General features: G+C 53.1%; 17 protein-coding genes. 9 read left to right on the top strand and 8 right to left on the bottom strand.

Features of this window, described 5'->3' with window-relative positions:
• Window positions 1-39 precede the first annotated feature (39 nt).
• From lptB to F4V61_RS10465, 6 genes are read right to left on the bottom strand one after another with little or no spacing between them, the layout of a single operon-like run.
• Entirely contained in the window at window positions 40-765 is a 726-nt protein-coding gene (gene lptB, locus F4V61_RS10490) for an LPS export ABC transporter ATP-binding protein (protein WP_079799049.1), read from the bottom strand.
• A gap of 6 nt (window positions 766-771) precedes the next feature.
• A complete protein-coding gene (lptA, locus tag F4V61_RS10485; RefSeq protein ID WP_000669766.1) occupies window positions 772-1,326 on the bottom strand; it encodes a lipopolysaccharide ABC transporter substrate-binding protein LptA in 555 nt (184 codons plus the stop codon).
• Window positions 1,295-1,870, bottom strand: a complete 576-nt coding sequence (lptC, locus tag F4V61_RS10480) for an LPS export ABC transporter periplasmic protein LptC (RefSeq protein WP_000047848.1) — start codon at window positions 1,868-1,870, stop codon at window positions 1,295-1,297. The genes lptA and lptC overlap by 32 nt, the downstream gene beginning before the upstream one ends.
• On the bottom strand, window positions 1,867-2,433 hold the full coding sequence (gene kdsC / locus F4V61_RS10475) for a 3-deoxy-manno-octulosonate-8-phosphatase KdsC (protein WP_000030024.1): 567 nt from the start codon (window positions 2,431-2,433) through the stop codon (window positions 1,867-1,869). Before kdsC ends, lptC begins: the two co-directional genes overlap by 4 nt.
• Window positions 2,434-2,453: 20 nt before the next feature.
• A complete protein-coding gene (gene kdsD, locus F4V61_RS10470; protein ID WP_000018623.1) occupies window positions 2,454-3,440 on the bottom strand; it encodes an arabinose-5-phosphate isomerase KdsD in 987 nt (328 codons plus the stop codon).
• Window positions 3,441-3,453: 13 nt separating this feature from the next.
• The gene (locus F4V61_RS10465) at window positions 3,454-4,431 is read right to left on the bottom strand and encodes a calcium/sodium antiporter (RefSeq protein WP_000922738.1); all 978 of its coding nucleotides are present in this window, start codon (window positions 4,429-4,431) and stop codon (window positions 3,454-3,456) included.
• Window positions 4,432-4,643: 212 nt separating this feature from the next.
• On the opposite strand from F4V61_RS10465, the gene mlaF reads away from it, so the two are divergent.
• From mlaF to murA, 7 genes are all read left to right on the top strand, one after another.
• Entirely contained in the window at window positions 4,644-5,456 is an 813-nt protein-coding gene (gene mlaF, locus F4V61_RS10460; protein ID WP_000531682.1) for a phospholipid ABC transporter ATP-binding protein MlaF, read from the top strand.
• 7 nt (window positions 5,457-5,463) lie between these two features.
• Window positions 5,464-6,246, top strand: a complete 783-nt coding sequence (gene mlaE, locus F4V61_RS10455) for a lipid asymmetry maintenance ABC transporter permease subunit MlaE (protein ID WP_000925800.1) — start codon at window positions 5,464-5,466, stop codon at window positions 6,244-6,246.
• Window positions 6,247-6,250: 4 nt separating this feature from the next.
• The gene (gene mlaD / locus F4V61_RS10450; RefSeq protein ID WP_001193594.1) at window positions 6,251-6,802 is read left to right on the top strand and encodes an outer membrane lipid asymmetry maintenance protein MlaD; all 552 of its coding nucleotides are present in this window, start codon (window positions 6,251-6,253) and stop codon (window positions 6,800-6,802) included.
• Between the two features lie 18 nt (window positions 6,803-6,820).
• The gene (gene mlaC / locus F4V61_RS10445; RefSeq protein ID WP_000476477.1) at window positions 6,821-7,456 is read left to right on the top strand and encodes a phospholipid-binding protein MlaC; all 636 of its coding nucleotides are present in this window, start codon (window positions 6,821-6,823) and stop codon (window positions 7,454-7,456) included.
• Window positions 7,456-7,752: a lipid asymmetry maintenance protein MlaB gene (mlaB, locus tag F4V61_RS10440; protein ID WP_000188848.1), complete on the top strand. Its 297-nt coding sequence runs from the start codon at window positions 7,456-7,458 to the stop codon at window positions 7,750-7,752. Before mlaC ends, mlaB begins: the two co-directional genes overlap by 1 nt.
• Window positions 7,753-7,951: 199 nt before the next feature.
• Window positions 7,952-8,206, top strand: a complete 255-nt coding sequence (gene ibaG / locus F4V61_RS10435) for a BolA family iron metabolism protein IbaG (protein WP_024132113.1) — start codon at window positions 7,952-7,954, stop codon at window positions 8,204-8,206.
• Between the two features lie 53 nt (window positions 8,207-8,259).
• Window positions 8,260-9,519, top strand: a complete 1,260-nt coding sequence (gene murA, locus F4V61_RS10430; RefSeq protein ID WP_038397559.1) for a UDP-N-acetylglucosamine 1-carboxyvinyltransferase — start codon at window positions 8,260-8,262, stop codon at window positions 9,517-9,519.
• 63 nt (window positions 9,520-9,582) lie between these two features.
• On the opposite strand, the gene sfsB is transcribed toward murA, so the two are convergent.
• Both sfsB and ispB read right to left on the bottom strand, forming a co-directional pair.
• Window positions 9,583-9,864 carry a DNA-binding transcriptional regulator SfsB gene (gene sfsB / locus F4V61_RS10425; RefSeq protein ID WP_000444165.1) on the bottom strand — a complete coding sequence of 94 codons (282 nt, stop codon included), beginning with the start codon at window positions 9,862-9,864 and terminating at the stop codon, window positions 9,583-9,585.
• Between the two features lie 225 nt (window positions 9,865-10,089).
• Window positions 10,090-11,061, bottom strand: coding sequence for an octaprenyl diphosphate synthase (gene ispB, locus F4V61_RS10420; RefSeq protein ID WP_001047356.1), 972 nt, complete (start codon window positions 11,059-11,061; stop codon window positions 10,090-10,092).
• Window positions 11,062-11,319: 258 nt separating this feature from the next.
• Here ispB and rplU point away from each other — a divergent pair, with 258 nt between their 5' ends.
• Window positions 11,320-11,631, top strand: coding sequence for a 50S ribosomal protein L21 (gene rplU, locus F4V61_RS10415; protein ID WP_000271396.1), 312 nt, complete (start codon window positions 11,320-11,322; stop codon window positions 11,629-11,631).
• A 19-nt stretch (window positions 11,632-11,650) separates the two neighbouring features.
• Complete coding sequence (gene rpmA, locus F4V61_RS10410) at window positions 11,651-11,908, top strand: 50S ribosomal protein L27 (RefSeq protein ID WP_000940593.1); 258 nt, start codon at window positions 11,651-11,653, stop codon at window positions 11,906-11,908.
• Window positions 11,909-11,980 lie beyond the last annotated feature (72 nt).

Genomic DNA, 11,980 nt, shown 5'->3' with positions numbered 1-11,980 from the left:
TCGTTTTCTCCCGCTAGAGCAGCATAGCCCTCTACCCTATCAGAGTCTGAAGTCTTCCCCAAGATATACACGCTTAACGTGCTCGTCTTGCAGGATTTCTGTCGGTGTACCGTGGGCGATAAGGTGGCCCTGACTCACGATATAGGCGCGTTCACAGACTGCCAGCGTTTCACGGACGTTATGGTCGGTAATAAGCACGCCGAGCCCGCTATCGCGCAGATGCTCGATAATGCGTTTGATATCGATAACGGAAATCGGGTCAACGCCGGCGAAGGGTTCATCCAGCAGGATAAATTTTGGATTGGCGGCCAACGCGCGGGCAATTTCTACACGTCGGCGTTCGCCACCGGACAGCGCCTGTCCCATGTTGTCGCGTAGATGCTCAATATGAAACTCTTCCATCAGCTCGTTGGCGCGGTCTTCTCGTTGTTCTGCGGTCAAATCGTCACGAATTTGCAGTACCGCCATCAGATTATCAAATACGCTGAGACGGCGGAAAATAGAGGCTTCCTGCGGCAAATAGCCGATACCGCGGCGCGCGCGCGCGTGCAGCGGCAGCAGACTGATATCTTCATCGTCGATGATGATATTGCCCGCGTCACGCGGCACGATACCGACGACCATATAAAAGGTGGTAGTTTTACCCGCGCCGTTTGGACCGAGCAGACCGACAATCTCCCCGGAATTGACGGTCAGACTGACATCTTCCACTACGCGACGGCCTTTATAGGCCTTCGCCAGGTTCTTTGCAGTTAATGTTGCCATAACGAATTAGTTACTCTTCTTTTGCGCCGGAGTCTGGCCTTTGTTTTTGTCTTGCAATTGTGACGGCACCAGAACAGTGGTGACGCGTTTGCCTTTATCGCTGAACGCCTGCATTTTCTGCTCTTTCACCAGGTAGGTGATCTTGTCGCCCTTGATGTTGCTGTCCAACTGCTCAAGGTAGGCGTTGCCGGTCAGCACCACAAAATCTTTCGCCAGCTCGTAATGCATATGTGAAGCGTGGCCTTTTACCGGTTTACCGTTGTCCTGCATCTGGTAAAAGGTAGCCGGATTACCGTAACCGTCGATTACCTCTTTCCCCTGTTCGCCGCCTGGGCGGGTAACAACGACTTTATCGGCGTTGATCTTAATCGTACCTTGGGTCATCACCACGTTGCCCGTAAAGGTTACGACGTTGCCTTGCATATCCAGCGACTGTTGATCTGAATCAATATGAATAGGCTGCTCGGTATCGCCTGTGACGGCGAATGCCGGAATGCTGGCGGCGAGAAGCGAGCCGGCCAGCATAAGATTAAGGCTGAGTTTGTTTGTTTTGAATTTCATAAGAGGTTCTAACCTTTTCAATCAGCTCGGCGTTCTTGCTGCGTAAGTTACCGCGCATTTTCAGTCCGCTGGAGTTAAATGTTGTGCCATATAACGTCACCAGATCGTTCGAAGTAACATCTTGCGTCACCAGATTGATCTGCGCGTTATCGGTGGTAATTCTGCGTAATTGAGCGTCAGGCACCAGGGCGTTGACTTCAACATGACCATACAGATAGAGCATCCGATCGTTAGTCAATTTGGCTTTATCGGCCTTGATCGACCATGTCGGCACTTTATCCTTATCAAAGGTGGTTAATACCGGTTGCGTAAACCATGAGACCGCCTGATCGGAAAAATATTCAACGTGCTGCGCGATCAGACGATAGCTCAGCGCGCCTTCCGGACTGTACACGACGGTATCCGTATGCTCGCTTTTATACGTGGGATCGTTGCTATTGACCACCACGGCGGCAGGATCGTCTTTATCTGCCAGATTGATACCAATCAGTACCAGAATGGCCAGCGACAGTAGAATGATAACCCAACGTCTGGTTTTACTCATATAGATTGCCCTTTGGCCTCATCCAGCTTGCCCTGCGCCAGCAGCAGCAAATCGCACACCTCACGTACTGCGCCGCGCCCGCCAGTAATGTGCGTCACATAGTCTGCGCGGGGGATCAGCAGCGGATGCGCATCCGCAACGGCAACGCTTAACCCCACTTTTTCCATCACCGGCCAGTCAATCAGATCATCGCCGACATAGGCGACATTTTCCGGCGCAATGGCCAGTTTTTCCAGCAAATCGCCAAAGGCGATCAGTTTATTCGACTGCCCCTGATAAAGATGGGTGATCCCAAGCGTAGCGCAGCGATCTTCTACAAGTTTAGCCTTTCGTCCGGTAATAATGGCAACCTCGATATCCGAGGTCAAAGCACAGCGAATGCCATAGCCGTCACGAACGTTGAAAGCCTTCAGCTCTTCGCCGTTATTGCCCATATAAATCAGGCCGTCAGACAACACGCCATCCACATCCAGGATGAGCAGGCGGATATTCTCCGCCTTTGTAATGACATGGGTGCTGACAGGGCCATAACAGGTCGCAAGCGACGCACCAGCTTTACTCATCGTTAATTATCCTTGAGTTTCTACACGACGCCTGCACGCAGGAGATCATGCATATGTAACACACCGAGTAACTGGTCGCCATCAGCAACCAGTACGGAGGTGATATGGCGGGACTGCATTAAGTTCAGCGCATCGACGGCAAGAATACCGGGACGCACGCGAATGCCCCCTGGCGTCATCACATCGGCGATTCCCAACTGGCGCATATCGCCGCCCATATCGAATACGCGACGTAAATCGCCGTCGGTGAAGATACCGTCGATCTTCATGGATTCATCGCAAATGACGGTCATACCGAGATTTTTACGCGTGATTTCTAACAGTGCATCACGCAGGCTGGCTTGTTTATTCACATGTGGGATCTCATCGCCAGTATGCATAATATCGCTTACGCGCAGCAGCAGCTTACGTCCCAGCGCGCCGCCAGGATGCGACAGAGCGAAATCCTCGGCGGTAAAGCCGCGCGCTTTTAACAATGCCACGGCGAGCGCGTCGCCCATCACCAGAGTTGCGGTGGTGCTACTGGTGGGCGCCAGGCCTAACGGACACGCTTCTTTAGGCACTTTAACACACAGATGCACATCTGCCGCACGCGCCATACTGCTTTCCGGTCGCCCGGTAATGCAAATTAACGGTACATGCATGCGTTTCAGCACCGGTATTAGCGCCGCGATCTCGCTGGATTCGCCGGAATTGGAAATAGCGATAACCACATCTTGCGGCGTCACCATTCCCAAATCGCCGTGTGCGGCTTCACCTGGATGCACAAAAAAGGAAGAGGTGCCGGTGCTGGCGAAAGTGGCGGCCATTTTTCGCCCGATATGACCGGATTTACCCATGCCCATCACCACCACTTTTCCGGTGCAGTTGAACATTTTTTCACATGCCAGCGTAAAATTCTGGTTGATGTATTGATCAAGCTCCGCCAGGCCTTCACGTTCAATCTCCAGGACCTCTTTGCCTGCCTGCTGAAAGTCAAACCCCGGTTGCAACGCTAAATGCGACATAATCCGTTTCCAGTTATCCAACAAAAAGTGGCGATAGCCAATACAGCATCGCCAGCCATACGATAAAACCGACGGTCAGCAGTATACCTGCGCCCCGACCAATCTGGCGCGGATGCCGCCAGCAAAGCAAAGCGAAAACCACGCTCACCAGCAACATCACGCTATAATCACGTCCAAACGCCAGCGGGTTGATATCCCCCGGCGTAATCAGTGCAGGCAGTCCCAGCACGATGGCGAGATTAAAAATATTGGCGCCAATGATATTGCCGACGGCAATATCATGTTCTCCTTTTCGCACGCCGGCGATCGCCGTCGCCAGCTCCGGCAGACTGGTGCCGACGGCGATGACCGTCAGGCCGAGCGCTAATTCGCTCATGGCGAAATAATTCGCCAGCACCGTAGCGTTATCAATTACCATGCGCGTCGCCATCGGCATGATGACCAGCGAAATACCCAGCCATAAGAACGCGACGGGGAGTCCGCCTTCGCGCGGTAGTTCCGCCAGTTGTTCGCGGGTGAGGCTGTCATTTCCTTGTCGTTCGGCCAGACGCGCGATTTTAACAATGAATAGCAGCCATAGCACGGCCAGAAGCAGAAGAAAGATACCATCACTGCGGCTTAACTGTCCGTCATGAAGTACGGAACCGGCTACCACGCTAACAAATAACATTAACGGCAATTCGCGACGCAAAACATCGGAATGCACGGTAAAAGGACGAACCAGCGCCGCAAGCCCTAAAATCAGCAAAATATTGGTGATGTTAGAACCGAGCGCCGCGCCGACGGCTAAATCGAGCTGGCCGTGCAGCGATGCGGCGAGCGACACAATAATTTCCGGCAGCGAGGTGCCGATACTCACTACCGTCATCCCGATGATCAGCGGGGGGATACCGAATGTACGGCATAAAATAGAGGCCGCAAACACCAGACGATCGGCGCCGTAGGCCACCAGAAGCAAACCAATTATGAGTAGCGCCATCGCTAAAAGCATCTAAAGTCCTTTCTTCAGGTATACTCGCCGGTCCCCTGGAAGGGATATCTGGAAGCCGTAACGAAGTCTTAATTTTGACTTTATGCGGCTAAAAAGTAAAACGAATGCCAGCTTTCGCTAACCCTGTCAGTTAATATTCTGTAATTATGTCGAACCCATGGTTAAATTCAGCGCCATGGTTATCTAAACAAGGCAATACGAAGGATGAATCAATGGGACAGTCTGTGGCAAATTTAGTCGATATGCGCAACGTCAGCTTTTCCCGTGGCGAACGCTGCATTTTCGATAATATTTCCCTGACGGTGCCGCGCGGGAAGATCACGGCGATCATGGGGCCGTCGGGCATCGGTAAAACTACGCTGTTGCGCTTGATTGGCGGACAGATCCCGCCGGATAAGGGCGAGATCTTATTTGATGGCGAGAATGTGCCGGCCATGTCCCGTTCGCGGCTCTACACCGTCCGCAAACGTATGAGTATGCTATTTCAGTCGGGGGCATTGTTTACCGATATGAATGTGTTTGACAACGTGGCTTATCCGCTACGGGAGCACACGAATTTACCCGCGCCGCTGCTAAAAAGCGTCGTGATGATGAAACTGGAGGCCGTCGGGCTGCGCGGTGCGGCAAAACTGATGCCTTCCGAGCTCTCCGGCGGCATGGCGCGCCGAGCCGCGTTGGCGCGCGCCATCGCTCTGGAGCCGGATCTCATCATGTTCGATGAGCCGTTTGTCGGCCAGGACCCGATTACCATGGGCGTTCTGGTGAAGCTGATTTCCGAATTGAACAGCGCGCTGGGCGTTACCTGCGTGGTGGTCTCGCATGATGTGCCAGAGGTACTAAGTATTGCGGATCACGCCTGGATCATGGCGGACAAAAAAATCGTCGCTCACGGTAGCGCTCAGGCGTTGCAGGAGAATACGGATCCGCGCGTGCGTCAGTTTCTTGACGGCATTGCCGACGGGCCGGTTCCGTTCCGCTATCCGGCGGGCGACTATCACCTTGATTTACTCGAAACAGGGAGTTAAGCCACTCATGCTGTTAAATGCGCTGGCATCGCTCGGACGCAGCGGGATCAAAACCGTCAGGACGTTCGGGCGTGCCGGGTTAATGTTATTCAATGCGGTCATCGGTAAGCCGGAGTTTCGCAAACATGCGCCGCTGCTGGTGCGCCAGCTTTATAATGTGGGCGTCTTGTCGATGCTTATCATTGTTGTCTCCGGCGTATTCATCGGTATGGTGCTGGGGCTGCAAGGCTATCTGGTTCTGACCACTTACAGCGCGGAGACCAGTCTTGGCATGTTAGTGGCGCTTTCGCTGCTACGCGAACTGGGGCCGGTGGTCGCGGCTTTGCTGTTCGCCGGGCGGGCCGGGTCGGCGCTGACGGCGGAAATTGGCCTGATGCGGGCGACGGAGCAACTCTCCAGTATGGAGATGATGGCGGTCGATCCGTTGCGCCGGGTTATTTCGCCGCGCTTCTGGGCGGGGGTGATTTCGTTGCCGTTACTGACCATTATTTTTGTGGCGGTCGGTATTTGGGGCGGCTCGCTGGTCGGCGTAAGCTGGAAGGGAATCGACGCCGGGTTCTTCTGGTCAGCAATGCAGAACGCTGTCGACTGGCGTATGGACCTGGTGAACTGTCTGATAAAGAGCGTAGTGTTCGCCATTACGGTAACATGGATTGCGTTATTCAACGGTTATGACGCAATTCCAACTTCTGCCGGGATTAGCCGGGCAACGACGCGTACTGTGGTTCACGCATCGTTGGCCGTACTGGGGCTGGATTTTGTGCTGACCGCACTGATGTTTGGGAATTGAGTTCATGCAAACGAAAAAAAATGAAATTTGGGTAGGCGTTTTTTTGCTGGTGGCGTTGCTGGCGGCGCTGTTTGTTTGCCTGAAGGCGGCAAATGTGACCTCTATGCGCACGGAGCCGACCTATAAGGTTTATGCGACCTTTGATAACATCGGCGGTCTGAAAGTGCGCTCCCCGGTGCGTATCGGTGGGGTGGTTGTCGGGCGGGTTGAAGATATCTCGCTTGATCCGAAAACGTACCTGCCGCGCGTAACGCTCGACATTGAAGAGCGTTATAACCATATTCCCGATACCAGTTCGTTGAGTATTCGTACTTCCGGCTTGCTGGGGGAGCAATATCTGTCATTAAACGTCGGTTTTGAAGATCCTGAATTGGGAACGTCTATCCTCAAAGATGGGAGTACGATTCAGGACACCAAGTCTGCAATGGTGCTGGAGGATATGATTGGTCAGTTCCTTTATAACAGCAAAGGCGACGACAATAAGAATTCTGGCGATGCGCCAGCCGCAAAGGAAGGTAATACTGAAGCCACAACGCCCGCGGGCGCAACGAAATAATCTCAGGAGAATTGAGGCATGTTTAAACGACTGATGATGGTGGCCCTGCTGGTCATTGCGCCATTAAGCGCAGCAACGGCAGCGGATCAGAGCAATCCTTATAAACTAATGAACGAGGCGGCGCAGAAAACCTTCGATCGCCTCAAAAACGAACAGCCGAAAATTCGCGCTAACCCGGATTACCTGCGCGAAGTCGTTGCTCAGGAGCTACTGCCGTATGTGCAGGTAAAATATGCCGGCGCGCTGGTGCTGGGCCGCTACTACAAAGACGCGACCCCAGCGCAGCGCGAGGCCTATTTCGCCGCGTTTCGCGAATACTTGAAACAGGCTTACGGTCAGGCGCTGGCGATGTACCACGGACAGACTTACCAGATAGCGCCTGAGCAGCCGCTGGGCAATGCGACCATCGTGCCTATCCGTGTAACGATTATCGATCCAAACGGTCGTCCGCCGGTACGTCTGGATTTCCAGTGGCGTAAAAACTCCCAGACCGGAAACTGGCAGGCGTATGACATGATTGCGGAAGGCGTCAGCATGATCACCACCAAGCAAAATGAGTGGAGCGACCTGCTGCGTACTAAAGGCATTGACGGCCTGACCGCGCAACTGAAATCTATCTCTAAACAGAAAATTACTTTGGACGAGAAACAGTAATGACGCCGCAACTCACCTGGACGCGTGAAGCGGGTACCCTGATGCTGGCGGGAGAGCTGGATCAGGACGTGCTGACGCCGTTATGGGACGCGCGCGTAGAGGCGATGACAGGCGTCACCCGTATCGACATGAGCCAGATCTCCAGGGTGGATACGGGAGGTCTGGCGCTGCTGGCACACCTTGTGAACCAGGCAAAAAAGCAGGGCAATGCCGTGTCATTGTCTGGCGTTAACGACAAAGTTTATGCGCTGGCGCAATTATATAACTTGCCCGAAGACGTACTCCCCCGTATGTAATGAATGCCGGATGGCGGTGTATATGCCTTATCCGGCCTACACTTCACATGATCTCCGTAGGCCGGATAAGACGCGTTAGCGGCGCTATTCGGCACTTTTATAGCGCTGATTTATTAGCGTGATCTTTTGCTTATTTAAGACGGCGCCACTTTGCTCTAAGATGGTGGGCTGTTTCCACTATTTGACGAATAAAGAACCCATGGAAAATGATGAAATTCAGAGTGTGCTGATGAACGCTCTCTCCCTCCAGGAAGTCCATGTCTCCGGCGATGGCAGCCACTTTCAGGTTATTGCCGTGGGTGAGATGTTTGACGGCATGAGCCGGGTCAAGAAACAGCAAACGGTCTATGGCCCGCTGATGGAATACATTGCGGACAACCGTATTCACGCCGTATCGATCAAAGCGTATACCCCGGCGGAATGGGCGCGCGATCGTAAACTTAACGGATTTTAAGCTACGGGTAACCTGCCGGTAGCGGAGATGAATGCTTAACTGAGAATACAATAATGGATAAATTTCGTGTACAGGGGCCAACGACGCTCCAGGGCGAAGTCACAATTTCCGGCGCCAAAAACGCCGCGCTGCCGATCCTATTCGCCGCGCTGCTGGCAGAAGAGCCGGTAGAGATCCAAAACGTCCCAAAACTGAAAGATGTGGATACGTCGATGAAGCTCCTGAGCCAATTAGGGGCAAAAGTGGAACGCAATGGGTCGGTACATATTGACGCCAGCCAGGTGAACGTGTTCTGCGCGCCTTATGATCTGGTTAAGACCATGCGCGCCTCGATCTGGGCGCTGGGTCCGCTGGTCGCCCGTTTTGGCCAGGGACAAGTATCCCTGCCGGGGGGCTGTACTATCGGCGCACGTCCGGTTGATCTGCACATTACCGGTCTGGAACAATTGGGCGCGACCATCAAGCTGGAAGAGGGCTATGTGAAGGCGTCCGTTGATGGTCGCCTGAAAGGTGCGCACATTGTTATGGATAAAGTCAGCGTCGGCGCGACCGTCACCATTATGTGCGCCGCGACGCTGGCGGAAGGGACGACCATCATTGAAAATGCCGCACGTGAGCCGGAAATTGTCGATACCGCTAACTTCCTGGTTGCGCTGGGGGCGAAGATCAGCGGGCAGGGCACAGATCGCATTACAATCGAGGGGGTAGAGCGTCTGGGCGGCGGTATTTATCGTGTTCTGCCGGATCGTATCGAAACGGGCACTTTCCTGGTGGCGGCGGCGATCTCTCGCGGTAAAATCATCTGCCGTAACGCGCAACCAGATACTCTGGACGCGGTACTGGCGAAACTGCGCGATGCCGGTGCGGATATCGAAGTGGGTGAGGACTGGATTAGTCTGGATATGCACGGCAAACGACCGAAGGCGGTCAATGTCCGTACCGCGCCGCACCCGGCATTTCCGACCGATATGCAGGCGCAGTTCACGCTGCTGAACTTGGTGGCGGAGGGAACAGGCTTTATCACTGAAACCGTCTTCGAAAATCGTTTTATGCATGTGCCTGAACTCAGCCGCATGGGCGCGCGTGCGGAAATTGAAAGCAATACCGTGATATGTCATGGCGTAGAAACGCTCTCTGGCGCACAGGTCATGGCGACAGATCTGCGGGCGTCTGCGAGCCTGGTGCTGGCGGGCTGTATTGCGGAAGGCACGACGGTCGTGGATCGCATTTATCACATCGATCGCGGCTATGAGCGTATCGAAGATAAACTGCGCGCGCTAGGTGCGCATATTGAACGTGTGAAAGGCGAATAACCTTCTGTACGCTGAATAACCCCCGCGAACGCTATTGCGGGGGTTGCTTTGCGGGCACTCACTCTATATCTGTTTGCCTTTATTACGCGCTCTCATGAGTCGCGTTCTGTCGATAAACTCATGCGTGTGCGGATCGTGATAGCGCGATGGCCAGATAACCCAGGGCTCCGTTCCCAATGCTTTCGCGATAATCAACTCTCCTTTCGGCCACGGGCGTGTTAACGCATTTGCCAGCGTGGATGAACTCAATCCATTCCTGCGTGACTCGGCGGCCATTGAAGTTCCTTTTTTACGCAGCCCGGCAATGATATCGGCCGGATGCCAGTCAATAAGCTTGCTTTCCATACATCCATCACTCCTTAGGTTAATCACTTACGGTTTTAACAACCCGACGACGTTCGATACTATAACTCTTCGTGAAAGAATGTTCTAAAAAGTTCATGTAAGCGATAGGTATATTCAGAATATGCCAGGGAAACCCATCTATAAAAAGACAGCTAAAAGAGTGTCTGGAGTTTATTGGAGCTTAATGGAGTATCCCGCGCTTTCGCGCGGGATAAGAGAACGGCATTAACGATCGCGCTGCACCGCGATGTGTGCGAGACCGATTAGCGCTTCACGCCAGGGGGTATCCGGCAATATCTGCAACGCGGATATCGCTTTGTCGGCTTCTTCTTCCGCTCGTTGACGTGTCCATTCCAGCGAGCCGCAGGTAGTCATCGCTTCCAGAACCGGATCCAGAAGATGACGGCCGTTACCTTGTTCAATAGCGGTCCGGATCATCGTTGACTGTTCTGGCGTACCGTGGCGCATGGCATGAAGCAGCGGTAATGTAGGTTTGCCCTCATTGAGGTCATCGCCCACATTTTTACCGAGATGCTTGCCGTCGGCACTGTAATCCAGCAGATCGTCAATGAGCTGGAAAGCCGTACCGAGGTAGCGGCCATAGTCCTGCAACCCTTTTTCTTGCTCAGGCGTACAACCGGCCAGGATACCGGAGCACTGGGCGGCGGCCTCGAACAGGCGCGCGGTTTTACTGTAAATCACCCGCATGTAGTTTTCTTCGGTAATGTCCGGGTCATTCACGTTCATTAATTGCAGCACTTCGCCTTCTGCAATTACGTTGACCGCTTCCGACATCACTTCCAGCACTTTTAACGAGCCGAGGCTGGTCATCATCTGGAAGGCGCGGGTATAGATAAAGTCGCCGACCAGCACGCTGGCGGCGTTACCGAAGGCGGCATTTGCTGTCGCCTTGCCGCGACGCATATCGGATTCATCCACTACATCGTCGTGAAGCAGCGTCGCCGTGTGGATAAACTCGATCAGAGCGGCGATAGTCACGTGCGCATTGCCCTGATAACCTACCGCGCGCGCAGCAAGAACGGCAATCATTGGACGAATGCGTTTTCCGCCGCCGCTAATGATGTAATACCCTAGCTGATTAATCAGTTGAACGTCGGAATTAAGCTGTTCAAGGATTGTCGCATTGACACCCGCCATATCTTGCGCGGTTAACTCGTTGATTTTTTCTAAATTCATCGCAAAAGCCGGGCTTATCGCCCCGATTATCCCATGTCTGAATGAGGTAACGTAGGGTTTATGGTTAGAAATATACCCTGATTGTACTGAAAAAACGCCGCAGATAAACGTTACCGTATGCGTTGTGTTTTTTTTCTTCATGTATTGATGGTAGCACTTGTCAAAGCCGTGCAATTTGCGTAATATTCGCGCCCTATTGTGAATATTTATAGCGCGCTCTGAATCATTGAAAAGGTGTGCGCGGAAGCGGAGTTTTTTATGTACGCGGTTTTCCAAAGTGGTGGTAAACAACACCGAGTAAGCGAAGGTCAGACCGTTCGCCTGGAAAAGCTGGACATCGCAACTGGCGAAACTATTGAATTCGCTGAAGTTCTGATGATCGCAAACGGTGAAGAAGTCAAAATCGGCGTTCCTTTCGTTGATGGCGGCGTAATCAAAGCTGAAGTTGTTGCCCACGGTCGTGGCGAGAAAGTTAAAATCGTTAAGTTTCGTCGTCGTAAACACTACCGTAAGCAGCAGGGCCATCGTCAGTGGTTCACTGATGTGAAAATCACTGGCATCAGCGCTTAAGATTAGGGGAGCAGATTAAATGGCACATAAAAAGGCTGGCGGCTCGACTCGTAACGGTCGCGATTCTGAAGCTAAACGTCTGGGCGTAAAACGCTTTGGCGGTGAAGCAGTTCTGGCAGGCAGCATCATCGTTCGTCAACGTGGTACTAAATTCCACGCTGGCACCAACGTTGGTTGCGGTCGTGACCACACTCTGTTTGCTAAAGCAGACGGTAAAGTGAAATTCGAAGTTAAAGGCCCGAAAAACCGTAAGTACATCAGCATCGTTGCTGAGTAAGTTCTTCGTGGTCCGGTAACGGATGAAAGCCCCGCACCTGTTGCGGGGCTTTTTACATTCGATGGCCGACCA

Source organism: Salmonella enterica subsp. arizonae (assembly GCF_008692845.1).
GTDB classification, from domain to species: Bacteria; Pseudomonadota; Gammaproteobacteria; order Enterobacterales; family Enterobacteriaceae; genus Salmonella; species Salmonella arizonae.
This window is presented reverse-complemented; position numbering and strand designations above follow the sequence as displayed.